The organism is Streptomyces arenae, assembly GCF_022343545.1.
Classification (GTDB): domain Bacteria; phylum Actinomycetota; class Actinomycetes; order Streptomycetales; family Streptomycetaceae; genus Streptomyces; species Streptomyces humi.
In genome coordinates, this window is sequence record NZ_JAKQYH010000052.1 from 174,860 (window position 1) to 199,969 (window position 25,110).

The following is a 25,110-nucleotide window of genomic DNA, read 5'->3' on the forward strand; positions in this document are numbered from 1 at the left end:
GGCCTTCGCTCCGTTGCCGCGTGATCGGGGTCCACTCGGAGACATTCCTGTTCAGTGACCTGATGAAGGGGCATCCGTAGGTTCGGTGGCCGGCCGTCGGCGACACTCGCGCGGCCCCCGGCACCGTCGCGGCAGTGGGTCGGGCCGCGGTCCGGGCCCGTTCCATCGCAACTTTTCGTGTTTCCCGAGAGCTTGCGAACCGCGGCGATCAGCAGTCGAATCGATTCCGCAGCAAGCCCCGCAGGAGGGGCCTCCCGACCCTTGGCACCCTGCGAGACCGGCAACACCGCCATTCCCGATGTCTCTCGGCAATCCCACTGCACCACGGCACGTTCAGACGCTTCGGCATGTGTCACCGCCACCACCGCGACCCGACCGGGTTGCACCGGCACGGTAGGGAGTCCAGATGGGAACCACACGTACGAGACGCCGTCTGCTGCCCGGGCGCGACAGCGTCGAGCGGTTACTCGCGGCGGTACACCACCGTCGCCCGCCACGAAACGCGTCGTCTGGGACACATCTTCCTACGTCGGCGGGCACGGCCCGTTCCCGGTGGAAGACGTTCGCCCGGGCGGGGGCCGCAGCCGCGCTCGTCGCCGGCGCTCTGGCCGGCGCCACGGCCACGGCCGGCACAGCCCGGGCCGCCACGTCCGGGCCCTGTGACATCTACGCGGCAGGCGGCACGCCCTGCGTGGCGGCGCACAGCACCACACGAGCGCTGTACGCCTCGTACAACGGGCCGCTCTACCAGGTCAGGCGCGCCTCCGACAACTCCACCCGTGACATCGGGGTACTGAGCGCGGGCGGGTATGCCGACGCCGCCGCCCAGGACTCGTTCTGCTCGGGGACGTCCTGCCTGATCACGGTCATCTACGACCAGTCCGGCCGCAACAACAACCTCACCCAGGCCCCCGGCGGCGGTGCGGCGGGCGGCCCCGACAACCTCGCGAACGCGACCGCCGCGCCCACGACGGTGGGCGGACACAAGGCCTATGGCGTCTTCGTGGCACCCGGTACGGGCTACCGGAACAACCACACGAACGGCATCGCCACCGGGGACAACGCCGAGGGCATGTACGCGATCTTCGACGGCACGCACTACAACGGCGGCTGCTGCTTCGACTACGGCAACGCCGAGACGGACAGCAACGACGACGGCAACGGCACGATGGAGGCCATCTACTTCGGCAACATCAAGGTGTGGGGCTACGGTTCGGGCAACGGTCCCTGGATCATGGCCGACCTGGAGAACGGTCTCTTCTCCGGGGTAAACCAGCATTACAACGCCAACGACCCGACCATCAACTACCGCTACACGACCGCCATCATCAAGGGTGGCCCGAACCACTGGGCGATCCGTGGTGGCAACGCGCAGTCCGGCGGCCTTTCCACGTTCTACGACGGAGTGCGCCCCAACGTCTCGGGATACAACCCGATGCGCAAGCAGGGCGCCATCATCCTGGGCACCGGCGGCGACAACAGCAAGGGTGCCCAAGGCACCTTCTACGAGGGCGTGATGACGTCCGGCTATCCGTCGGACGCCACGGAGAACTCCGTCCAGGCCAACATCACCGCTGTCGGGTACGGCAGTTCCGCGGGGGGCGGGACGAGTACCGGCGCGCTGCACGCGGTGGGCGCGGGCAAGTGCCTGGACGTGCCGAGCTCCTCCACCACGGCCGGCACACAACTGCAGATCTGGGACTGCGGCGGCGGCGCCAACCAGACGTGGACGCGCACCTCTTCGGGACAGCTGACCGTCTACAGCGGCAGCGGCCAGATGTGCCTGGACGCGTACGACAACCAGACGTCCGCCGGCACCAAGGTGGTGACCTGGCCGTGCAACGGGGGTGCCAACCAGCAGTGGCAGGTGAACGCGGACGGCACGGTCACCGGCGTCCAGTCCGGGCTGTGCCTCGACGTCACCGGCGCTTCCACGGCCAACGGCGCCCTGGCGGAACTCTGGCCGTGCAACGGCGGATCCAACCAGCGGTGGAGCCTCAGCTGACCTGTAGGGCGCCGGTCCGCGGCCGGCCCACCACCGTCCCCGGATCACTCGTCACCGGATGGACGCCGGCGCGCTCGGCACTGGAATCTCGGGTGAGGTGATCGGCGCGAGGTAGGGCCGGAAAGCGAAGACCCGCGCTCGGTACGGCGGCGGTCGCCGGGCGCGGGTTCAGGCATGCCCTCAGGCGGTCCCATCACGAGCCAGACATGGGATGTATCGAGCGGGAATTGCCAAGAGCCGTCTATTGACAGGGCGTTGAGCCTGTGGGATCACTGTGCGACGTGGGATGTATAAGCGTTTCCTGTGCGTGCTCTCGGGCACTCTGACGGGAGCGGTCGACACCCCTCGCGCACCTTCTCGGACAGGCACGGCACTCTCCGTCCCCTTCCCCCCCGCCCATGCGAGGACACAGAATGCAGCCTCCATCCGCTCCGCCCTGTCGCCCCACCACTCGTGCGCCGCGCCTGTCCGCGGCGGCCGCCGTGATCGTGATGGGACTGCTGGCCATGCTGCTGGCGACCGGGCCGACATGGTCCGCGCCGGCGTCGGCGGCACCTCCGGTGAGCTCGGCGCCCCAGGGGTCCGGCCCGTGCGACATCTACGCCGGGGGAGGTACCCCGTGCGTCGCCGCGCACAGCACGGTGCGCGCCCTCTACCGCTCGTACAACGGCCCCCTGTACCAGGTCAGGCGAGCGTCGGACAGCGCGACCCGGGACATCGGCCTGCTGGCACCCGGCGGCTTCGCCGACGCATCGGCCCAGGACGCCTTCTGCGCGGGCACCAGCTGCGTGATCACGGTCGTCCGCGACCAGTCAGGACACGGCAACGACCTGTGGTACCAGGGCTCGGCCCAGGTCCCGGGATCGAGTCAGAGCAGCCCCGCGAAGGCGACGTCCGAGTCGCTGACCGCCGGGGGCACCAAGGCGTACTCGCTGTACATCAACCCCGGGAACAGCTACTGGCGGGACGGCCACCTGACGGGCGTGCCGACCGGTGCGGCACCCGAGGGCGCGTACATGGTGACCAGCGGCGCCCACGTCAACGGCGGCTGCTGCTTCGACTACGGCAACAGCGAGACGACCAGGAAAGCCGACGCGGCCGGGGCGATGGACGCGATCAACTTCGGCACCGAGTGCTGGTTCGGCGGCTGTTCGGGAAGCGGTCCCTGGGTGCAGGCCGATCTCGAATGGGGGCTGTACCCGGGCGGCAGCAAGTCCTGGAACCCCAACCAGCGGGCGTTCGCTGCCAAGTTCGTCACCGCGATGCTGAAGAACAACGGCACGTCCAGGTTCGCGCTCAAGGGCGGCAACGCACAGTCGGGCGGCCTGACCACCCTGTGGGACGGCGCGCTGCCCGGCGGATACAGCCCCATGAAGAAGCAGGGGGCCATCGTCCTCGGCAGCGGCGGCGACTGCTGCAAGCCCGGCGGCGGCGCCAATCTGAGCGCCGGCACCTTCTACGAGGGAGCCGTCGTCGCAGGCTATCCCTCCGACGCGACCGACAACGCGGTGCAGGCCAACGTCACCGCCGCCGGTTATCGCTGAACGCCCGTCAGTTTTTCCAACCCGGTTCAGGAGTAGATGCCCCATGCCCACGACCACTCCGCTGGCCCCACGGCTGTCCCTGCGCAGAACCCTGGCGCTCACCCTCTCCACCGTGCTGCTTGCCGTGGCCGCACCCCTGATCGCCCTCGGTACCGCATCGCCCGCCGCCGCCCTCGGCAACGGACTCGCACCGACTCCGCAGATGGGCTTCAACGACTGGAACGCCTATGGCTGCGACGTCTCCGAGGCGCTGATCAAGTCCACCGCCCAGGCGATGCACACCAACGGCATGCAGGCGGCGGGCTATTCGTACGTCAACATCGACGACTGCTGGATGACCCACAGCCGCGACTCGGGCGGTCACCTGGTGCCGGACCCGGCGAAGTTCCCCGACGGCATCAAGGGCACCGCCGACTACGTCCACTCGTTGGGCCTGAAGCTGGGGATCTACGAGGACGCGGGCACCGCCACCTGCGCGGGATACCCGGGCAGCCTCGGCCACGAGAGCACGGACGCGCAGTCGTTCGCGTCGTGGGGCGTGGACTACCTGAAGTACGACAACTGCAACAACACCGGCGTGCCGGCACGGACCCGCTACACCGCCATGCGGGACGCGCTCGCGGCCACCGGCCGACCGATCCTGTACAGCCTGTGCAACTGGGGCCAGGAGAACGTGTGGACCTGGGGCGCCGACGTGGGCAACAGCTGGCGCACCACCGGAGACATCAGCCCGACCTACTCCAGCATGCTGTCGATCTTCCACAGCAACGTGGGGCTGGCCTCCTACGCCGGACCAGGCCACTGGAACGACCCGGACATGCTGGAGGTCGGCAACGGCTCGATGACGGCCACCGAGAACCGCAGCGAGTTCAGCCTCTGGGCGGAGATGGCCGCGCCGCTCATCGCCGGCACCAACATCCCCCAGGCGAGCGCCTCCACCCTTTCCACGCTGACCAACTCCCGGGTGATCGCGGTCGACCAGGACCCCCTCGGCAAGCAGGGAACCATGGTGTCGTCCGCCGGCGGCCTGGACGTGCTGGCCAAGCCGCTCGCGAACGGGGACGTGTCGGTCGCGCTGTTCAACGAGACGGGCTCCACGGCGACCATCACCACCACCGCGGCCGCCATCGGGAAGACCGGGGCGTCCGCCTACACCCTCACCGACCTGTGGTCGGGTGCGTCCTCGACCACCTCCGGCACCATCAGCGCCTCGGTACCGGCCCACGGCACGGTCATGTACCGGGTCGCGGGCGGCACCAGCAGCGGCGGGGGCACCGGCGCGACAGGGGAACTGCACGCGGTCGGCGCCGGCAAGTGCCTGGACGTACCCAACTCCACCACCACCGCGGGCACCCAGGTGGAGATCTGGACCTGCAACGGCGGCGCCAACCAGACCTGGACGCACACCGCATCCGGCCAGCTCACCGTCTACTCGGGCAACGCCCAGACGTGCCTGGACGCCTACGACAACCAGACCACGCCCGGGACGAAGGTGGAGATCTGGCCGTGCAACGGCCAGAGCAACCAGCAGTGGACGCTGAACTCCAACGGCACGATCACCGGCGTCCAGTCCGGCCTGTGCCTGGACGTCACCGGCGCGGCCACGGCCGACGGCACCCTCACCGAGCTGTGGACCTGCAACGGAAGCAGCGGCCAGCAGTGGACGCTGGGCTGACTCCTACCTGCCCCCCGGCACCGCCACGGAGGAGGACTCCTTATATATGCCGCGGGCGGCACGCCCTGCGTGACGCCCCACTCCCCCCTCGAGACTGGAAGAAGGAGTGCATGAAACACAAACCGCTCTTACTGCCCGTCGTGGCGGCGATGCTTCTCGTCCTGTCAGCCGCCGGCACGTCGTTCGGCAGAAGCGCCGCCGCACCCCCGCCGGTCACCGCGGCCGCCGGGTCGACGGCCGGCTGCGGCAAGGCCCCGGCACTGACGAGCGGCAACCACACCATCCAGAGCGGCGGGCAGAGCCGCAGCTACACCCTGCGGATCCCCGCGGGCTACGACAACAACCACCCCTACCGGCTGATCTTCGGCTTCCACTGGCGCGGTGGCACGGCGGCCGACGTCGACTCGGGCGGAACGGACGGCTACAACTGGTCCTACTACGGCCTACGGCGCCTGGCAGACAGCGCGAACAACGGCACGATCTTCGTCGCCCCGCAGGGCATCGGCAACGGCTGGGCCAACTCCGGCGGTCAGGACGTGGCCTTCGTCGACGCCATGGTCAGCCAGATCGAAGCGGGCCTGTGCGTCGACACCACCCAGTTGTTCTCCGCGGGCTTCAGCTACGGCGGTGCCATGTCGTACGCCCTCGCCTGCTCCCGGGCGACCGTCTTCCGCGCCGTCGCGGTCTACTCCGGCGCGAACCTCAGTGGCTGCAACGGCGGCAACCAGCCCATCGCCTACATGGGACTGCACGGCCTCAGGGACAACGTGCTGCCCATCCAGTCGGGACGGGACCTGCGCGACACCTTCGTGCGGACGAACGGCTGCACCCCGCAGAATCCGCCCGAACCGGCCTACGGGAGCCTGACCCACATCATCACCACCTACTCCGGATGCCGCTCCGGCTACCCCGTCGTGTGGGCGGCGTTCGACGGAGCGGGCCACGACCCCGGCCCCATAGACGGTTCCACCGGTGACGGCTGGCGCACCTGGACGTCGGCCGCGGTGTGGCAGTTCTTCACCCAGTTCGGCTCCAGCAACGGCGGCTCCAATCCGCCATGGCGCCTGATGAACTGACGGGCGCGGCCAGGCTCGGCGCCGGGCCTGGCCGGGGTCCGGCCCCCGTTCGCTACGCCTGTGCGGTGTTCGACCGCAGGTGCTCGCGGAGCCAGTGCTCGGTGTTGCTGACGTGCAGCAGGGCCGCGGCCTGGCTCACCGCGACGTCACGGGTGCGGAGGGCGTTGTAGATCGCCTCGTGCTCGGCGAGGGTCCGCCCGGCGGACTGGTCGTCCAGCTGGCCCCGCCAGATCCGGGCGCGCAGGGTACGGCCCGAGATGCCCTCGAGCAGGGTGAGCAGGCTCTCGTTGCCGGTGGCCGCCACGACCGAGCGGTGGAAGGCCGCGTCATGGACGTTGAGCCGCTCCACGTCGTCGCTCGCCTCCCGCATCGCATCCAAATGGCCCTTGACCTCGGCCAGTTGGTCGTCGGTGATCCTGGCGGCGGCCAGTCCGGTGGCAAGCGGTTCGAGCAGCCGCCGGACCTCCATGAGATCCAGCAGGGCGCCCGTGTCGCTCTGGAGGAGCTCCACGGCGCCACCGAGGCCCTCCAGCAGCAGGCTGGGCTGGAGACTGGTCACGTACGTGCCGTCGCCTCGCCGTACCTCGAGCACCCGGGCCACGGCCAGCGCCTTGACCGCCTCGCGGGCGAGGTTGCGGGAGAGGCCCAGCTGCGCGGCGAGCTCCGGCTCCGGGGGCAGCTTCGCGCCCGGCGGCAGCGCGCCGGAGCGGATGAGCTCACGGATCTGCCCGATGGCCCTGTCTGTCAGGGACAACGTGAGCTCCTTCCGTGAGTGCGCGGTGTGGTCCGGTGCGCGGGTGACCGGGGCGGCGCGGCGAGTGTGGCGCCGATGATACCGGGGAGGCCGTGGAGGGTCCGCCGTCGGTGTGTGCCGCCGCCCCATGGTGCGTGGCCGGACGGCGGGGAGCCCTTTCCGACCGCGAAACATTGTATGTTTGCCGCTGGATAAATAGCAGCAGATGAGATATATCGGTACAAAATCCCAGGTGAGAACCTGTTTTCATCCCTGCACGCCCGTTGACATGGCGGCGACATATGGCGGACCTTCTTCCGTAACAACCGGCGCGCGCGTGGTGACTGTCGCGCCGGTCCCGCCTCTTCCGTCTGCCTCCGTCCGACACAGGGATGCCCCCATGCCCAGTTCGATCAACAGACGTCAGTTCCTCGCCGGCGCCACCTGCGTGGCCGCGGCGGCCGTCGCGGGGGGAGTGTTCGGCGCCGGCACCGCGCAGGCCGCTCCCAGCACCTACACCCCCTCGTGGGGTTCGGTGAACCAGCACCCGCCCGCCCCGGAGTGGTTCCAGGACGCCAAGTTCGGCATCTACTTCCACTGGGGCGTCTTCAGCGTCCCCGCCTACGACAGTGAGTGGTATCCCCGCAACATGTACATCAGCGGGAGCAACGCCAACACGCACCACATCGCGACCTACGGCGACCCCTCTGCGTGGCCCTACCACAACTTCATCAACGGAGCGAACGACAAGGCGGGCCACTTCACCCAGTTCGCACCCAGACTCAAGTCCGCCGGAGGGAACTTCGACCCCGACGAGTGGGCCCAGCTCTTCGTCGACGCCGGAGCGAAGTTCGCGGGACCCGTCGCGGAGCACCACGACGGGTTCTCCATGTGGGACTCGCAGGTCAACGAGTGGAACTCGGTCGCCAAGGGCCCCAAGCTCGACCTGCTGAAGCTGTTCACCACGGCGATCCGCGCCAAGAACCTGAAGCTGCTGGTGGCGATGCACCACGCCTACAACTTCAACGGCTACTACGACCACGTGCCCGCCCAGACCGACCCCAGCCTCAAGAAGCTCTACGGGCAACTGGGCTCCACCGCCGAGAACCAGCTCTGGTACGACAAGCTCAAGGAAGTCATCGACCGCGCCCAACCGGACATCCTCTGGGAGGACTTCGACCTGACCAAGGTCGACGAGACGCAGCGCCTGAACTTCCTGTCGTACTACTACAACCAGGCCAACTCCTGGGGCAAAGAGGTCGTCGCCACCTACAAGGACGGCTTCAACGGCCACGGCGAGGTCTTCGACTACGAGCGCGGCGGCCCGGCCGACCGGACCGCGCCCTACTGGCTCACCGACGACAGCATCTCCAGCTCCAGCTGGTGTTACACCCAGGGCATCGGCTACTACAGCACCCAGCAGATGCTGCACTCCCTGATCGACCGGGTCAGCAAGAACGGCAACATGCTTCTGAACATAGCGCCGATGGCCGACGGCACGATCCCCCAGGGCCAGAAGGACGTGCTGCTCGGCATCGGCGACTACCTGAAACGCTTCGGGGAGTCGATGTACGCGACCCGCGCCTGGACGCAGTACGGCGAGGGCCCGACCCGGATGGGCGGGGGCGCGTTCACCGCCCCGCTCGTCGGCACCGCACAGGACATCCGCTTCACCCGCAGCAAGGGCAACACGGTGCTGTACGCCACCGTGCTGGGCTGGCCGGGCAGTTCACTGAAGATCAAGACCCTGAGCTCGGACCGCATCAACGTCTCCTCGCTCACCTCGGTGAAACTGCTCGACTCGACCGCCGGCACCTACGTCAACCTCGCCGCGCCGACGCAGGACTCCTCCGGGCTGACCGTGACGCTGCCCTCCTCGGCGCCGTACACCGCGGGCGCCTACGTCCTCAAGCTCACCTTCTCCGGCCAGATCCCCCCGCTGCGGCCGGCGGTCGGTGCCGTGGTCCACCAGGACGTCAACTACTCCGGGAACTACGCGGTGCTCGACCCCGGCACCTACACGGCAGAGCAGCTGCAGCTGGCCGGGGTGGACGCCCAGAGCATCTCCTCCCTGAGGCTGGCGGGCGGGAACCAGATCGTCGCCTACAGCGGTGACAACTTCACCGGCACCTCCTGGACCTTCACCGCCGACAACCCCGACCTCAGGGTCACCGGCCAGAACGACCAGATCACCTCCCTGAAGGTGCAGTTCAATCCGGCCGCCTACTTCCGCATCACCAACGTCACCGACGGCCTGGCCCTGGACAGCGGCGGGAACGTCGCGTCGGGATCCAACCTCAAGCAGTACACCTGGGACGGCAGCCCCAACCTCCAGTGGCAGCTCGTGGACGTCGGTGGCGGCTACTACAAGCTGGTCAACCGCACCAACGGCATGGTCGCCGACGGCTGGGGCGCCACGTCCGACGGCTCCCCGGCCCAGCAGGCGGCGTGGAACGGCAGCAACAACCAGCAGTGGACGGTGACCCACCGGGGCGAGGGCATGTGCACCATCGCCAACCGGGCCACCGGCCTCGTCCTGGACGGCGGCGGGAACGTGGCCTCCGGCTCCGTCACGAAGCAGTGGGGCTATGGCAGCAGCACCAACCTGCTGTGGACCTTCACCGCCCAGTGACACGAGCGTGAAGGCGGCGAACCGAGGGACTGCCCGGACGGAGAACCGTCCGGGCAGTCCGCCTCTCACCGTTGCGGCGACGCGGACGCCTCGGCCTCAGCCAAGGGATCCCGTGACCGGCAAGACCTCCGTGGACTCCAGGTGCTTCCGCAGCCACTGCTCGGTGTTGTTGACGTGCACCAGGGCCGCGGCGTGGCACAGCACGGCGTCACGCGCGGCCAGGGCCGCGTAGATCGCCTCGTGTTCCGCCAGCGTACGGGCCGCCACCCGGGTGTCCACCAGACCACGCCAGATCCGGGCCCGCAGGGTGCGGCCCGAGATGCCCTCCAGCAGGGTGATCAGCGTTTCGTTGCCGGTGACGTCCACGATGGTGCGGTGGAACGCCACATCGTGCGCGTTGAGCCGCTCGACGTCGTCGCGGGCCTCGCGCATGGCGTCCAAGTGCCGCTTCACCTCCGCCAGGCTTTCGTCCGAAAGCCGGGCGACGGCCAGGGCGGTGGCGGCGGGTTCGAGCAGCCGCCGCACTTCCATGAGGTCCAGTACGGCACCGGGGTCGCCCTGGAGCAGTTCGACGGCGCCACCGAGGCCCTCGAGCAGCAGGCTCGGCTGCAGGCTGGTGACGTACGTGCCGTCGCCCCGTCTGATCTCCAGCACGCGTGCCACGGACAGCGCCTTGACCGCCTCGCGTGCGAGGTTGCGGGAGAGCCCGAGCTGGGCGGCCAGCTCGGGCTCGGGAGGCAGTTTCGCGCCCGGCGGCAGAACCCCGGAGGCGATGAGTTGGCGGATCTGGGTGATCGCCTTGTCGGTCAGGGACACGGCTGACTCCTCTCGTCGGGCGCGAAGGGGGTCTCGGCGCGGAGGAGCCCTTGGTCGCGCAGGTCGTGCCACAACCCCTGGGGGATGCGCTGTCGGTGCAGCCGCGCGTTGCGCCGGACCTGTCCGGGGTCGCGCATGCCGACCGTGACGTTGATGACGCTGGGATGAGTGAGGGGGAAGGCGATGGCGGCGGCGGGCAGGGTGGTGCCGTGGGCCTGGCAGACGTCGGCGACGGCACGGGCGCGGTCGACGAGTTCCGGCGGGGCGGCCTGGTAGTCGTACTTCATGCCTTCCGCGGGCCGGTCTCGCGAGAGCAGGCCGGAGTTGAAGACGCCGACCGCGACGACGGCCTTGCCGCGTTCCTGAGCGGCGGGCAGGACGTCGTCCAGGGCCGACTGGTCGAGGAGGGTGTAGCGGCCGGCCAGCATCACCACGTCGGCAGCGGTCTCGCGCAGGAAGCGGGAGAGCATGGCGGACTGGTTCATGCCGGCGCCGATCGCGCCGACGACGCCTTGGTCGCGCAGTTCGGCGAGGGCCGGCATGGCCTGATCGGCCGCTTGTCGCCAGTGGTCGTCGGGGTCATGGAGGTAGACGATGTCTAGGCGGTCCAGGCCGGTGCGCTCCAGCGTCTCCTCGACGGAGCGCAGCACGCCGTCGCGGCTGAAGTCCCACTGGCGGCGCAGGTCGTCGCGGACGACGAAACCTTCGGTGTCGACACCTCTCGGCTGTTCGTTTGGGACGAGGAGACGGCCGACCTTGGAGGAGATGACGTACTGATCGCGGGGCCGGTCACGCAGGGCGGCGCCCAGGCGGTGCTCGGAGAGGCCGAGGCCGTAGTGCGGTGCGGTGTCGTAGTAGCGGATGCCCGCGTCCCAGGCGGTGGCGACGGCGGCCGCGGCGTTCTTGGCGCTGGTGGTCCGGTAGAGGTTGCCGATGACGGAGGCGCCGAAGCCGAGCTCGGTGACCTGGACGGCGGTGGTGGGGATCGTACGGCGGCGCAAGGGGTGCTCCCAGGAGGGGTGGTTCAGCGTCGGACGTGTGCCGTGGCGCCCGCGAGGAGAGCCTCGACCTCGGCGAGGGTGGCCATGGAGACGTCACCGGGCGTGGTCATGGTGAGGGCGCCGTGGGCGGTGCCGTAGGCGAGGGCGCGCTCCAGGCCGGCACCGGTGAGCAGGCCGTAGACGAGTCCCGCGGCGAATCCGTCGCCGGAGCCGATCCGGTCCAGGACGTGCAGACCGGGCATACGGGGGCCGCTCACCAGCCCGGTCTCCCGTGACCAGGCCAGCGAGGTCCAGTCGTTGACCCCGGCCGAGGGCACCGCGCGCAGAGTCGTCGCCAGCACTCTCGCCTGCGGCAGCAGGGACGCGACCGAGGCGAGCGCCTCGGGCACCTCGTCGTCGGTCAGCCGCACGGCGCCCGGATGCGGGCCCGCGAGTCCCAGGGCACCCACGACGACGTCGGCGTGCCGGGCCAGGCGCAGGTCGGTCTCGCGGGCCCGGTCGGCGCCACCCCGGCCCTCCCAGAGGCTGGGCCGGTAGTTGGGGTCGTAGGAGACGGAGACGCCGTGCCGACGGGCGGCCGCCATGGCCTCGTCGGCGACGTCGACGGTGGTGTCGGACAGCCCGGCGAAGATCCCGCCGGTGTGGAACCAGCGCACCCCGGCCGAGAACACCGCGTCCCAGTCGACATCCCCCTTGCGTAGCTGGGAGACGGCCGTGTTCGCGCGGTCGCTGACGCCCAGCGCCCCGCGGATGCCGAAGCCGCGCTCGACGAAGTTCAGGCCGTTGCGGGCCGTGCGTCCCATGCCGTCCGCCGCGACCCAGCGGATGTGCGACGTGTCGACGCCGCCCTGGAGGATCAGGTCCTCCACGAGCCGGCCGACCGCGTTGTCGGCGAGGGCGGTGACGACGGCGGTGCGCAGGCCGAAGCAGCGGCGCAGTCCGCGTACGACGTTGTACTCGCCGCCGCCCTCCCAGACCTGGAAGCTGCGGGTGGTGCGGATCCTGCCCTCGCCGGGGTCGAGGCGCAGCATGACCTCGCCCAGGGCGATCACGTCGGTCACGGTGCCGTCCCCTCCACCGCTTCGGCGGTCAGCCGGCGGATCTCGTCGTACGCGCAGTGTTCGAGGTGACCGGGGGTGGCGATCCAGCTGCCGCCCACGGCGAGGACCGACGGGTGGGCGAGATAGCCGGGCAGCTGGTCGGGTCCGATGCCACCGGTCGGCACGAAGCGCGCCTGCGGGAACGGCGCCGCGAGCGCGCGGAGCATCCGGGTGCCGCCGAGCGGTTCGGCGGGGAACAGCTTGACCGTGTCGAGGCCCGCCTTCAACGCGCGCATCAACTCCGTCGCCGTCGCCACGCCCGGCACGACCGGTACCCCCAACTCGCCTGCTTTGGCGACGACTTCGTCGTCGAGTCCCGGCGAGACGAGGAAACGGGCCCCGGCCGCCACGGCCCGTTCCGCCTGCTCCGCGGTGAGCACGGTCCCGGCACCGACGGTCAGAGCGCCGTGCGCCGCCATCACCTTGACGACCTGTTCGGCGTCGGGAGTACGGAAGGTGACCTCCGCGCAGCGGGCGCCGCCCGCCGCGAGCGCGTCGGCCAAGGGGCCGGCACTCGCGACGGACGGTACGGTCAGCACGGGCAGCAGACGTGCCCCGGCAAGCACGGCGGCCAGGTCGGCGGTCATCGCCCGAGCCATCCGCCGTCGACGGGCAGGGTGGTGCCGTGGACGTAGTCGGAGGCGGGGGAGGCGAGGAAGACGGCGGCACCGGCGAGGTCGTCGGCCGTGCCCCAGCGTCCGGCGGGGATGCGCTCCAGGATGGCCCTGCTGCGGGCCGGATCGTCCTGGAGGGCCCGGGTGTTGTCGGTGGCGATGTAGCCGGGGGCGATGGCGTTGACGTTGACGCCGTGCGGCGCCCACTCGTTGGCCAGTGCCTTGGTCAGTCCGGCGATGCCGTGCTTGGCGGCGGTGTAGCCGGGGACGGTGATGCCGCCCTGGTAGCTGAGCAGGGAGGCGGTGAAGACGACCTTGCCGTGTCCGCGGGCCACCATGGTGGCGCCCACGGCCCGGGTGAGCGCGAACTGCGCGGTGAGGTTGACCTGCAGCACCAACTCCCAGTCCGCGTCGCTGTGCTGGGCGGCCGGCGTGCGGCGGATGGTGCCCGCGTTGTTGATGAGGATGTCCACCGGGCGCTCGCGCCCGGCGAGGTCGTCGCCCAGCGCGCGTACGGCGGCGGGGTCGGCGAAGTCGGTGCGGATCGCCTCGAACGAGCGCCCGGCGGCCAGCACCTCCTTCTCGACCTGGCTGCCGGACTCCTCCAGGTGGGCGCTGACACCGATGATGTCGGCGCCGGCCTGAGCGAGGGCGCGGGCCATCGCCTGCCCGATGCCGCGGCGGGCGCCGGTGACGACGGCGAGCTTCCCGGTGAGGTCGAAGGCGCTCATACGGCGGCTCCCCGGGTGTCGTCGGTGCAGTCCACGAGGATCTTCATCACGTCTCCGCCGCTCTCCAGCGCCTCGAAGGCGGCCGGTGCCTCGGTCAGCGGCACGACCTTGGTGATGAGGCGCTGGGCGGGGATGGTGCCCTCGGCGACCAGGGTGACGGCCCGCTCGAAGTCGCCGCGGTCGTACAACCGGGCCCCGACGAGGGTGAGTTCACGCCAGAAGAAGCGGTGCAGGTTGATCTCGCGGGGCCGTGGGTGGATGGCGACCAGGCACAGCCGGCCGCGCACGCCGAGGACGTCGACGGCGGTGTCCACCCCGCCCGCCGCGCCGGAGACCTCGAAGGCGACGTCCGCTCCCGCCCCGCCCGTCCACCGCTGGACGAGCTCGGTGATGTCGGCGGCGGCCGGGTCCCACGTGCTCAGGCCCAACTCCTCGGCCAGCAGTCTGCGGTGGGCGTTGAGTTCGACCACGCGCACGTCGGCGCCGGCGGCACCGGCGACCAGGGCGATCAGCATGCCGACGGGGCCGCCACCGACCACGACGACCTTCTCACCGTCCTTCACCGCCGCCCGGCCCACGTCGTGCACCGCGACCGCGGTCGGCTCGACGAGCGCGGCCTGGTCCAGGGGGAGGGTGGCGGGCAGTCGTATGAGAGTGGAGACGGGTACCGTCCAGCGCTGCTGCATGGCGCCGGGTGAGTCGATGCCGATGAAGTCCAGGTGCTGGCAGACGTGCTGGTGACCGGCGCGGCAGGCGGGACAGGTGCCGTCCCAGCGCAGGGGCATCACGGTCACGGCGTCTCCGGGCCGCCAGCCCTCGACGCCGCGCCCGACGCGGACGATCCTGCCCGCCATCTCGTGTCCCAGTACGGCGGGCGCGGCGACCCGGGCATCCATGTCGCCGTGGAAGATGTGCAGGTCGGTTCCGCAGATGCCGACGTAGGCGGGGGCGAGTTCCACTTCGCCGGGGCCGGGCTCGAAGGCGGCGGCCGGCGCGGTGTCCAGGGTGCGGGCCGAGGTGTATCGGACGGCGAGGGTCATCGGGTCTCTCCTTCGTGGATACCCCCGGCTTCGGCCGGGGGAGGAAGCGAAGCTGCTGCGGAGCAGGGGCAGGGAGAGCCGGTTCGCCGCCGGGGCGGACCGGCGTTCACCGGCTGCCGACCAACACCCGTGGCTCACACGGGAGCTGATAACATGTGAGGTGTGATGCGGCAGGTCAAGCGGGCGTTCAAGTACCGCTTCTATCCCACGGACGAGCAGGCAGCTGAGCTGTCGCGCACGTTCGGCTGTGTCCGCCTGGTGTACAACAAGGCGCTGGAGGAGCGGACGCGGGTCTGGTACGGCGAGCAGCGCCGTGTCTCCTATGTGCAGTCCTCCGCCGCGCTGACGCAGTGGAAGAAGACCGAGGAACTGGCGTTCCTGGCGGAGGTGTCCTCCGTCCCGCTCCAGCAGGCGCTGCGCCATCTTCAGACGGCGTTCGCCAACTTCTTCGCCAAGCGGGCGAAGTACCCGCGGTTCAAGAGCCGGAAGAAGTCCCGGTCGTCGGCCGAGTACACCCGCAGCGCCTTCACGTGGCGCGAGGGGCGACTGACTCTGGCGAAGATGGCGGAGCCCCTGGACATCCGCTGGTCGCGTCCGCTCCCGCACGGCTCGGTACCGACCACGGTGACCGTGTCCCGCGACGCGGCGGGACGCTGGTTCGTGTCCCTGCTGTGCGAGGACGCCGTCGCCCAGGCCCCCGCGACCACGGCGGCGGTCGGCGTCGACGCCGGGATCACGTCGCTGGTGACCTTGTCCACCGGGGAGAAGATCGCCAACCCCCGGCACGAGCGCCGTGACCGCGCCCGTCTCGCCAAGGCGCAGCGGGAGGTGTCGCGCAAGTCGAAGGGCTCGGCGAACCGGGAGAAGGCCCGACGTAAGGCGGCCAAGGTCCATGCGCGGATCGCCGACCGGCGCCGGGACTTCCTGCACAAGCTGTCGACTCGTCTCGTCCGTGAGAACCAAACGGTCGTGATCGAGGACCTCACCGTCCGCAACCTGCTGAAGAACGGGCGCCTGGCGCGCGCCATCTCGGATGCGGCCTGGACGGACCTTCGCTCCATGCTGGAGTACAAGTGCGCCTGGTACGGGCGCGAACTCGTCGTGATCGACCGGTGGTTCCCCAGCTCGAAGCTGTGCGGGGCCTGCGGCACGGTCGCGGCGAAGATGCCGCTCACCGTCCGCGAGTGGACGTGCGACGACTGCGGCACGGTGCATGACCGCGACGTGAACGCGGCACGCAACATCCTGGCCGCCGGGCTGGCGGCCTCTGCCTGTGGAGACGGTGTAAGACCTCAACGGGAGTCCTCCCGGACGGGGCGGTCGTCGGTGAAGCAGGAACCCCAGCGGGCGACCGCTGGAATCCCCCGCCTTTAGGCGGGGGAGGAAGTCAACGTGGGGTCAGGGTCCCTTCCGCGCGGACGCCGATGGTCAGCAGCAGGTTGGCGTAGGTACGGGTGTCGCCGGTGACGACGGCGAGGGCCAGGTCGGGGGAGCGGGCGGCGTCGTAGAACGCGAAGCGGTCGAGGGCGTCGACGGGAACCGGTGCCAGTCGGGAGCGGTACTCGGCGATGGCCGCCGGCTCCGGCTCGCCCTCGGGGGGCACCATCACCTGCGCCGACTCCACGGGCAGGGCGCGCAGCAGCACGTCCAGGACGGTGGTGACGTCGAGGGTGCCGGGTGCCAGGTTGAGGTGGACGGTCCTGGCTCGTTCGCCGACGGCGGTGCTGGCGGGGTAGTGGCCGTCGGCGAGCAGGACACGGGCGCCGTGCCCGGCTCCGGCCAGTGCTTCGAGGATGCCGGGGTGCAGCAGTTCGGTCAGCAGCACGCAGTCCTCTCCTTACTTCTGGTTCTCGTGGTCGGACAGGCGGTAGAAGGCGGTGGCCGTCTCGCAGAGCACCGCGTGCCGCTCGCGCGGCGAGCAGTCGTCCAGCAGGCGCTCGACGGTGTCCGCCCAGCGGGACCAGCCTCCGGCGAGCACGCAGACGGGCCAGTCGGAGCCGAACATCAGCCGCTCGGGACCGAAGGCGGCCAGGAGCGTGTCCCAGACGGGGCGGATGTCGTCGAGGGTCCATGTGTACTGGTCGGCCTCGGTGATCAGCCCCGAGACCTTGCACCGCACCTGCGGGTAGCGGGCCAGCGCGCGCACATCGCGCGCCCAGTCGGGCAACGAGGGCTGTCCGACGGGCGGTTTGCCCGCGTGGTCCAGCACCAGCGGGAGGTCCGGGAAGCGCTGGGCGAGGCGGATCGCCTGGTCGAACTGGTGGCCCCGGATGAGCACGTCGTAGCCGAGGCCCCGGTGCTGTACGGCGCGCAAACCCCGCTCGACGGACGGCTGTTGCAGCCACTGCGGGTCCGACTCGCCCTGCACGAGGTGGCGCAGGGCCCGCAGATACCCGCCCCCGGACCCGGAGCGCAGTTCGTCGAGTACGTCGCCGACCGCGGAGGAGGTCAGGTCCGCCCAGCCGACCACCGCGCCGACCAGCGGGTCCTGGGCGGCGAGGTCGAGCAGCTCCGCCGTCTCCGCCACGGAGGTGACGCACTGCACGACCACCGTGCTCGTCAGCCGGCGTCCCGCCAGGGGCCGGTCGGCGGCCTGTCGCAGGTCCTCGATGCCGTGGCTGCGGCGGATCGGCTCGTGGCCCGGTTCGTCGAGCCAGGGCTGGGGCCGGCGGTCCAGGTCCCACACGTGGTGGTGGGCGTCGACCAGGGGCAGCGGTTCAGACACGGGCGGACCAGACCGGGCCGTCGGGGTAGCTGTACTCCTTGAGGGAGGCCGGATGCATCTGTGCGCTCAGTCCGGGCAGCGTCGGCGCGACGTAGTGTCCGCCGACGATGCGGACCGGGTCGACGAAGTGCTCGTGCAGGTGGTCGACGTACTCGATGACCCGGTCCTCGGCGGTGCCGGAGACGGCGACGTAGTCGAACATCGACAGGTGCTGCACCATCTCGCACAGACCGACGCCGCCGGCGTGCGGGCAGACCGGCACACCGAACTTCGCGGCCAGCAGCAGGATGGCGATGTTCTCGTTGACGCCGCCGACGCGGGCGGAGTCGATCTGGACGATGTCGACCGCGCCGGCCTGCAACAGCTGCTTGAACACGACACGGTTGGCGATGTGTTCGCCGGTGGCGACCTTGATGGGGCTCAGCGCCCTGCGGACGGCGGCGTGGCCGAGGATGTCGTCGGGGGAGGTGGGCTCCTCGATCCAGTAGGGGTCGTAGGGGGCCAGGGCCCGCATCCAGTCGATGGCGGGCTGGACGTCCCATCGCTGGTTGGCGTCGACGGCGATGCGGATGTCCGGGCCGACGGTCTCGCGGGCGGTGCGCAGGCGCCGTATGTCGTCCTGCAGGTCGGCGCCCACCTTCAGCTTGATCTGGGTGAAGCCGTCCGCGACGGCCTCGCGGGCGAGACGGGCCAGCTTCTCGTCGGAGTAGCCGAGCCAGCCGGGGGTGGTGGTGTAGGCGGGGTAGCCCTGGTCGAGGAGGCGGGCGATGCGCAGCTCACGGCCGGGCTCGGCCCCGCGCAGGATGTCGAGCGCCTCCTCGGGTGTGAGGGCGTCGGACAGCCAGCGGAAGTCCACCTGGGCGACGAGCTCTTCCGGCGACATCTCGGCCAGCAGACGCCACACGGGCTTGCCCGCCCGCTTGGCGGCGAGGTCCCAGGCGGCGTTGACGACCGCGCCGGTCGCCATGTGGATGGCGCCCTTCTCCGGCCCCAGCCAGCGCAGTTGGGGGTCGTGGACCAGGGAGCGGGAGAAGGCGCCGAGGTCGGAGCAGACCTGTTCCACGGACAGGCCGACCACGTGCGGGGCGAGGGTGGCGATGGCGGCGGCCTGTGCGTCGTTGCCGCGTCCGGTGGTGAAGGCCAGGGCGTGGCCCTCCAGCCCGTCGCCCGCGTCGGTGCGCAGGACCACGTAGGCGGCGGAGTAGTCGGGCTCGGGGTTCATGGCGTCCGAGCCGTCGAGGTGTTCGGAGGTCGGGAACCGCACGTCCAGGACGTCCAGGGCGATGATGCGGGCGGCTGAGGGCACGGGGGAGGACATGGCGGCAACTCCTGTGAGGGGCAGGGGAGACGGTTCCCCCTGCTACGAGACGTGAACGCGGTGGAGGCAGGGCGGCCGGCGGGCCGCCCGGGTCACTCCTGGACCTTGCCGCCGGTGATACGGGAGATGGCGAGGGCGACCAGGATGATCAGGCCGTTGAGGGCGCCGATCCACTGGGCGGGGACACCGGCCAGCGTCAGCACGTTCTGGATCATGAAGAGCAGCAGGATGCCGCAGAAAGCGCCGAACATGGTGCCCCTGCCGCCGTTGAGGCTGATGCCCCCGATGACGGCGGCGGCGAAGACGGTGAAGATGTAGCCGTTGCCCTGCGCGGAGGCGACCGAGGCCAGGCGTCCGGAGAGCATCAGCCCGGCGAGGGCGGCGAGCACGCTGCCGGTGACGATGACGATCCACAGCACCCGGTCGGTGCGGATGCCGGCCGCCTTCGCCGCGTCGACGTTGCCGCCGATGGCGTACAGGGAGCGGCCGAAGCTGGTCCAGCCGAGCACCACGATCGCGACGGCGAACAGGGCCAGGCAGATCCAGATCGAGGCGGGCATGCCGAACCATTCGGCGGTGCCGGTGTAGAGCATGGACTGCGGCAGCTGGAAGAAGGTCTGACCGCCGGAGATGCCGGTGAGGATGCCGCGCAGCACGATCAGCATGCCGAGCGTGACGATGAAGCCGTTGAGGCCGAAGCGGATGATCAGCAGCGAGTTGATCACACCCACGAGCGCGCCCACGGCGAGGGTGAGGGGGACCGCCCAGGCGCCCGGGAGCAGACCGAGTCCGTGTCCGGCCCCGGCCGGGACGACCAGCCAGGCCGCGACGCCCGGCGCCAGACCCATGGTGGACTCCAGGGAGAGGTCCATCTTCTTGACGATCAGGATCATCGTCTGGGCGAGGACCAGCAGAGCCATCTCGGACATGGTCTGCAGGACGTTGATGAGGTTGTCGGCCTGCAGGAAGACCGGGTTGACGATCTGGCCCACGATCGCGATGACGACGATCGCGGGGACGAGCGCCAGATCGCGCAGCCGGGCCAGGGGGATCCGGCCGCCGAGCAGCGCGGTGCGCTTCTGCTCGGGTTCCGCGGCCTGGGCGGCGCCCTCGGCGAGGACGGTTTCAGGCATCGAGGTCCACTCCTTCCATCGCGGCCACGAGGTCGTGGTCGTGCCAGCCGCGGGCTATCTCGGTCGTGACCCGGCCCTGGAACATCACCAGGATCCGGTCGCACATGCGCAGGTCGTCCAGCTCGTCGGAGGCGATGAGCACTCCGGTGCCGGACCCGGCGGTCTCCTCGACCTTGCCGAGGAGGAACTCCTTGGAGCGCACGTCCACACCGGCGGTCGGGTTGATCAGGACCAGCAGCCGGGGGTCGTCGGCCAGGGCGCGCGCCATGACGACCTTCTGCTGGTTGCCGCCGGACAGGGCGGAGACGGGCAGCTCCGGTCCGGGGGTCTTGATGGCCAGGTTCTCGATCATGCCCTCGGCGAGCCGGTCCCGGCGGCCGCGGCTGAGGAAGCCGTTCTTCCCGAGCCGCCTGGGCACGGACAGGGTCGCGTTGTCGGCGATCGACATGTCCGGCACGAAACCCTGGTGGTGCCGGTCCTGCGGCACGAACCCGGCGCCGGCCGCGAGCGCGGCGGGCACGCTGCCCGGCCGGGGCCGGCGCCCGGCGATCTCCAACTCACCGGTCGCCGGGGCCCGCAGTCCTACGACGGTCTCGGCGACCTCCGTACGTCCGCTGGCGGCGGCGCCCGCGAGGCCGACGATCTCCCCGGCGCCCACCTGGAAGGTGACGTCGCTGTACGTGTCGTCGCTGCTCAGGCCGTCCACGGACAGCGCGGGTGCGGTGCTCTCGTCCAGGCTGCCGACGTGCTCCTGGCGCCGGTCCGCCGCAGCCTCACCGGTCATGGCGGCGACCAGCTCGGTGCGGGGCAGTTCCGCGACCGGCGCGGTCACGATGTGCGCCGCGTCGCGGAACACCGTCACCATGTCGCAGATCTCGTAGACCTCCTGAAGGTGGTGACTGATGAACAGGAAGGTCACGCCCTGGCGTTGCAGGTCGCGGATGCGGTCGAAGAGCCGGTTGATGGCCGCCGCGTCGAGCTGCGCGGTGGGCTCGTCGAGGATGATGAACCGGGCCCCGAAGGACAGTGCCCGGGCGATCTCGACGAACTGCCGCTGCTCGACGCTGAGATCGCCGGCCGGGGACTGCGGGTCGACGTCCACCGACCAGGCCGACAGCAGCTCCTGGGCCCGGCGGCGTACGCCGGTCCAGCTGATGAGCCGGTGGGGGCCGTGGTGGTGCCGGTTCAGGAAGAGGTTCTCGGCGACGGTCAGCGTGGGGATGATCGTCGACTTCTGGTAGACGCAGGCGACGCGCCGGCGCCAGGCGTCGCGGTCACTGAGCCGCGGTGCGGGGTCGCCGCCGAAGGTGACCGTCCCCTCGTCGGGGGCGTGCAGGCCCGTCAGGACGGACACGAGGGTCGACTTGCCGGCTCCGTTGCGGCCGACGAGTGCGTGGGTCTCGCCGGGCCGGACGGTGATCCGGGCGCCGTTCAGGGCCACCGTGGGGCCGAATCGTTTGACTATGCCCGTCGCCTCGACGACGGGCGGGGCCGCGGGGGCCCGCCCGTCGTCCGCCGGGGCGGGCGCGGGGGTGACAGTATGCTCCCCGTCGCTCATCTCAACCGCCTTGTTCTGGGTAGCCGTTGGGTTACTGACCGGGCAGGTCAGCCGAGGTGGTTGCCCCACAGCGACGTGTCGTCGCTCTTGACGCTGGGAACGCCGCCGTAGGTGCCGCCGTCAGCGGTGACCAGGGGAGCGGAGAGCTGGTCCTCCAGCAGACCGTCACGGACCTGGATGATCGTGCTGTCGTGGTCCGTCTTGCCCGGCTTGAACGTCTTCCCGTCGATCGCGGCCTTGAGGTAGTACAGGGCGTACTTGGCGTACAGGTCGGCGGGCTGGGAGACGGTGGCGTCGATCTTGCCCGCGGCGATGTCCTTGAGCTCCTCGGGGATGCCGTCGTTGGACACGATGAAGACGTGCTTCTTGTCCTTCGGATCCACCAGCAGGCCCTTCTGCTTGAGCACCTGCAGCGTGCCGGACAGGCCGAAGCTGGACTCCATGTAGACGCCCTTGATGTCCGGGTTGGCGGTGAGGTCCGTCTGCAGCTTCTGCGCGGCGACCGCGCCGTCCCAGTTCGTGGCCTCGCCGAACACCTTGATGCCGGGGTAGTTCTTCTTCATGCAGTCGTTGAACGCCTCGGTGCGGTCACGGCCGTTGATCGAGTCGAGGCCGCCCTCCAGCATGACGACCTTGCCCTTGCCGCCGAGCTTCGTGCCGAGGAACTGGCAGGCCTTCTCGCCGTAGGCGCGGTTGTCGGCCCGCACCACCATGTACACCTTGCCGGTGTCGGGGCGGGTGTCGACGGTGACGACGGGGATCTTCTTCGCCTCCAGCTGGGCCAGGGTCGGCGCGATGGCGGCGGTGTCCTGCGGCGCCATCGCGATGCCCTTGACGCCCTGGCTGATGAACGTCTGCGCGTTGGCGGTGAGCTTGGCGACGTCGTTCTGGGAGTTCGTGGTCTTCAGGGACAGGCCGAGCTGCTTCGCGGAGTCGGGCGTGTACTTGATGTAGGAGTTCCAGAAGTCGGTGTCGGACCGTGGGTAGTCGACGCCCACGAGCGGCTTGTCGCTCGACGAGGCGGAGGTGCCGGAGCCGCTGCTGCACGCGCTGAGCAGCGTCAGCGCACAGACGACGGACGCGGTGGAGCTGAGTGCGGTTCTGATTCTCATGGGTACTTCCTCGCGCTGGTCCCGTAGCGGGGTTGTTACGCCGATGCGACGGTTGGGTGTCGCTCACAGAGAGATGGGATGTTTATAGGGTGGGCTCGAGGGTGTTGTCTAGAGGTCGGGGCAAGATACGGGGTAGTTACGCCACGACGCGCGACGGGAGGCCTGTGTCATGGGATGTCGACGACCGATCCATCCCATCAATGTTGTGAACCCGTGAGGGGATGTCTCTCGCGCCTGGACCGCTCGACGGCCGGGCCGGTGCGCGCCGGCGGCGGGCGGCTGCGACCCCGCCAGAGCACGTCCGTGGGCCCCGGGCGTGAGCGGACTCGGCCAACGGAACTCGGCTCTCCCCAAGTGAGTTGAGAAGGGCCCCGGGGTCACCGCCGCGGGGCCCTTTCGTTCGACTTTTCGACGTTTTCGTTCAGGCAAGCCCGAGGGCACCCCCGGGCCAGGGCCTCTGGCAGCCCTCGTACGCTTCTCCGATCACTCACAGCGGAGGAGACGACGGAGCCGATGATCGCCAGCTTTGTGGGGCTCGTGGTGATCCCCATGGTCATAGCCGGGGTGGCCCGGTGGGCGGCGGCAAGGAGGCGGCGCGGCCTTGCGGCGGGCCGGGCCGTGCACTTCCGCTGCCGACTCGACGGCCACAAGGGCCGACTGCTGGCCGACCCACGCCTCGACGGGCCCGTCTTTCTGGACCGCTCCGGGAACGTCACCGCCCTCCCACGCGGTGGCGAGGCCCTGGACGCGACAGTCTCCACCAACGGCCGGCCCCCCTTCGAGAAGGTCAACCTGCGCTACCGGACACCCGAAGGCCAGGTGCTGCGGCTGCGCTTGGCCACGCACGATGCGCGGACCCTCGGCGCCTGGCTGGGCGAACGGGACCGCCCGGTTTCCGCGCCCGCCCGACGGCTGCTTCTGCCGGCCGCACCGCCATGGGCGGTACTCGCCTTCGCGGCGTCACTGCTCGTGGGCCTGGCCACCGCGGACGTCGCGCTGCTCGGCAAGCACACCGCCGCCGAGGTCGTCCGTGTGGACCGGGACGACGACAGCTGCACCGTCCGCTGGGACGGCGGCGCACAGCAGGCGGCTGTGGACTGCGACACGACAGACGTCCGCTCCGGCGACCGCATCCGGATCACCGCCCTGCCCTGGCCCTTCCTGGGTGAGGCCGTGAACACGCGAACCGGCCTGAGTGCGGCAGCCGTGCTCGGAGGCGGCCTCGGCCTTCTCGGCCTGGGCGGTGCGTTGATGGTCAACCCGCTGGCCTGCGCCCGACGCGTCCGGCTGGCGCGCCGGGCCCGGCCGGCGATCCCCCCGCGGGCGGCCGCGGGCGGTGAGGAGGGCGAGGACAGGTGGCCCGCCCTCGATGACCACCTGAGCTACGCGAGCCTCGCCGCCGCGGCCCGGCACGGCGACCGCCATCGCCCGGGCCCCCGGGTGACCCCGCCGCGCCGCGGCTTCGGCCGCACGTCCATGTCGCCGCGCGTCTGGGTGCTGACCACCCTTCTCGGCACCAACGCCTGGTACTCCCTGGGGTTCTCCTCCGCCGCCATCCTCGAGGACCACTTCCACCTGGGGCACTGGCGCTTCCTCGTGTTCGGCACGGTCGGCATCGCATCCCTCGCCCGGATCGGCTGGTTCGCGGCCGACCGCTCCGCCCTGTGCGGTCCGGTACTGCGTGCCGCGCGGTCGGAAGCCGGGAAGGGCACATGGCAGCCCATGCGCTACGTCCGTCTGTGCCGGGATCCCGGCGAGATGGCGCTGGTCTTGTTCCGACCGGAGGGCGGCGAGGTGACAGCGCCGCTGTTCCTCCAGCCGATCTCCCGATGCCGCGGCAGTGAGCGCCGCACCGTCGGCGGCCCCGCTCCGGTCGGCGAGGCCCTGGTGCTCGACACCGGCGCGGGGCCGCTGATCTGCGAGATCGACGGCGTCCGCTACCTCCCCAGAGGCCGTGCCACCGAGGCCGCGACCGACCCCGCACGAACCCGCGACGAACTGCGCAGCTTCGCCGAGAGCCATCTCCGGCCGGTCGAGCGGAGCTAGTTCAGACGGGTGATGTGGCGTCCGACGAGGCGGTCAGATCTCATTCGGGACGAAGAACGGGTACTGAGGGCAACTCGCTCGCGGCTGACGGTCTGTGTGACGAGACCGGTCTTACGTACCTTAGTGGTCGGCTCTCGAAGTCCTTCGGGGGGTTGATCAGGCAGCCAGGGCGACGGAGGATTCTTCTTGTCGGTCGGCGAGGGTGTGCCGGTCGAGTCGGGCCAGCAGATCGTCCAGGTCGGTGGTGACCT

General features: G+C 70.4%; 18 protein-coding genes and 2 pseudogenes. 7 read left to right on the top strand and 13 right to left on the bottom strand.

From position 1 onward, the window contains the following. The first annotated feature begins 604 nt into the window (after positions 1–604). From MB828_RS23275 to MB828_RS23290, 4 genes and pseudogenes are all read left to right on the top strand, one after another. Positions 605–2,005, top strand: a complete 1,401-nt coding sequence (locus MB828_RS23275; protein ID WP_301649963.1) for an arabinofuranosidase catalytic domain-containing protein — start codon at positions 605–607, stop codon at positions 2,003–2,005. A gap of 569 nt (positions 2,006–2,574) precedes the next feature. Continuing rightward, positions 2,575–3,549, top strand: a pseudogene (locus MB828_RS23280) (arabinofuranosidase catalytic domain-containing protein); the annotation flags it as partial. Between the two features lie 43 nt (positions 3,550–3,592). Then, positions 3,593–5,224 carry a glycoside hydrolase family 27 protein gene (locus MB828_RS23285; RefSeq protein ID WP_301649915.1) on the top strand — a complete coding sequence of 544 codons (1,632 nt, stop codon included), beginning with the start codon at positions 3,593–3,595 and terminating at the stop codon, positions 5,222–5,224. Positions 5,225–5,334: 110 nt separating this feature from the next. After that, a pseudogene (locus MB828_RS23290) lies at positions 5,335–6,264 on the top strand (alpha/beta hydrolase family esterase); the annotation flags it as partial. Between the two features lie 88 nt (positions 6,265–6,352). Here MB828_RS23290 and MB828_RS23295 read toward each other — a convergent pair. Then, positions 6,353–7,054 carry a FadR/GntR family transcriptional regulator gene (locus MB828_RS23295; RefSeq protein WP_133024434.1) on the bottom strand — a complete coding sequence of 234 codons (702 nt, stop codon included), beginning with the start codon at positions 7,052–7,054 and terminating at the stop codon, positions 6,353–6,355. A 379-nt stretch (positions 7,055–7,433) separates the two neighbouring features. Between MB828_RS23295 and MB828_RS23300 the strand changes: the two genes are divergently transcribed. Beyond that, a complete protein-coding gene (locus MB828_RS23300; protein WP_301649916.1) occupies positions 7,434–9,665 on the top strand; it encodes an alpha-L-fucosidase in 2,232 nt (743 codons plus the stop codon). 96 nt (positions 9,666–9,761) lie between these two features. Here MB828_RS23300 and MB828_RS23305 read toward each other — a convergent pair whose 3' ends face one another. The 6 genes from MB828_RS23305 to MB828_RS23330 are packed head-to-tail and all read right to left on the bottom strand — an operon-like array spanning position 9,762 to position 14,967. Beyond that, positions 9,762–10,481: a FadR/GntR family transcriptional regulator gene (locus MB828_RS23305; protein ID WP_301649917.1), complete on the bottom strand. Its 720-nt coding sequence runs from the start codon at positions 10,479–10,481 to the stop codon at positions 9,762–9,764. After that, entirely contained in the window at positions 10,472–11,482 is a 1,011-nt protein-coding gene (locus tag MB828_RS23310) for an aldo/keto reductase (protein WP_301649918.1), read from the bottom strand. Before MB828_RS23310 ends, MB828_RS23305 begins: the two co-directional genes overlap by 10 nt. A gap of 23 nt (positions 11,483–11,505) precedes the next feature. Next, the gene (locus tag MB828_RS23315; RefSeq protein WP_301649919.1) at positions 11,506–12,543 is read right to left on the bottom strand and encodes a sugar kinase; all 1,038 of its coding nucleotides are present in this window, start codon (positions 12,541–12,543) and stop codon (positions 11,506–11,508) included. After that, entirely contained in the window at positions 12,540–13,169 is a 630-nt protein-coding gene (locus MB828_RS23320) for a bifunctional 4-hydroxy-2-oxoglutarate aldolase/2-dehydro-3-deoxy-phosphogluconate aldolase (protein WP_301649920.1), read from the bottom strand. Before MB828_RS23320 ends, MB828_RS23315 begins: the two co-directional genes overlap by 4 nt. After that, positions 13,166–13,927, bottom strand: coding sequence for an SDR family oxidoreductase (locus MB828_RS23325; RefSeq protein ID WP_301649921.1), 762 nt, complete (start codon positions 13,925–13,927; stop codon positions 13,166–13,168). Before MB828_RS23325 ends, MB828_RS23320 begins: the two co-directional genes overlap by 4 nt. Then, positions 13,924–14,967 (bottom strand): zinc-dependent alcohol dehydrogenase, encoded by a 1,044-nt coding sequence (locus MB828_RS23330; RefSeq protein WP_301649922.1) that lies wholly within the window; start codon positions 14,965–14,967, stop codon positions 13,924–13,926. The genes MB828_RS23325 and MB828_RS23330 overlap by 4 nt, the downstream gene beginning before the upstream one ends. 162 nt (positions 14,968–15,129) lie before the next feature. On the opposite strand from MB828_RS23330, the gene MB828_RS23335 reads away from it, so the two are divergent. Beyond that, a complete protein-coding gene (locus tag MB828_RS23335; protein WP_301649923.1) occupies positions 15,130–16,341 on the top strand; it encodes an RNA-guided endonuclease InsQ/TnpB family protein in 1,212 nt (403 codons plus the stop codon). A 13-nt stretch (positions 16,342–16,354) separates the two neighbouring features. Here MB828_RS23335 and MB828_RS23340 read toward each other — a convergent pair whose 3' ends face one another. From MB828_RS23340 to MB828_RS23365, 6 genes are all read right to left on the bottom strand, one after another. Continuing rightward, positions 16,355–16,792 (bottom strand): RbsD/FucU family protein, encoded by a 438-nt coding sequence (locus tag MB828_RS23340; RefSeq protein ID WP_301649924.1) that lies wholly within the window; start codon positions 16,790–16,792, stop codon positions 16,355–16,357. A gap of 12 nt (positions 16,793–16,804) precedes the next feature. Next, positions 16,805–17,692, bottom strand: a complete 888-nt coding sequence (locus tag MB828_RS23345; RefSeq protein ID WP_301649925.1) for an amidohydrolase family protein — start codon at positions 17,690–17,692, stop codon at positions 16,805–16,807. Next, entirely contained in the window at positions 17,685–19,010 is a 1,326-nt protein-coding gene (locus MB828_RS23350; RefSeq protein ID WP_301649926.1) for an L-fuconate dehydratase, read from the bottom strand. The genes MB828_RS23345 and MB828_RS23350 overlap by 8 nt, the downstream gene beginning before the upstream one ends. A gap of 92 nt (positions 19,011–19,102) precedes the next feature. Continuing rightward, positions 19,103–20,143: an ABC transporter permease gene (locus MB828_RS23355; protein WP_301649927.1), complete on the bottom strand. Its 1,041-nt coding sequence runs from the start codon at positions 20,141–20,143 to the stop codon at positions 19,103–19,105. Further along, positions 20,136–21,701, bottom strand: coding sequence for a sugar ABC transporter ATP-binding protein (locus MB828_RS23360; protein ID WP_301649928.1), 1,566 nt, complete (start codon positions 21,699–21,701; stop codon positions 20,136–20,138). Before MB828_RS23360 ends, MB828_RS23355 begins: the two co-directional genes overlap by 8 nt. A gap of 47 nt (positions 21,702–21,748) precedes the next feature. After that, the gene (locus MB828_RS23365) at positions 21,749–22,813 is read right to left on the bottom strand and encodes a sugar ABC transporter substrate-binding protein (RefSeq protein ID WP_301649929.1); all 1,065 of its coding nucleotides are present in this window, start codon (positions 22,811–22,813) and stop codon (positions 21,749–21,751) included. 513 nt (positions 22,814–23,326) lie between these two features. On the opposite strand from MB828_RS23365, the gene MB828_RS23370 reads away from it, so the two are divergent. Beyond that, positions 23,327–24,859 (top strand): hypothetical protein, encoded by a 1,533-nt coding sequence (locus MB828_RS23370; protein ID WP_301649930.1) that lies wholly within the window; start codon positions 23,327–23,329, stop codon positions 24,857–24,859. The last annotated feature ends 251 nt before the right edge of the window (positions 24,860–25,110 follow it).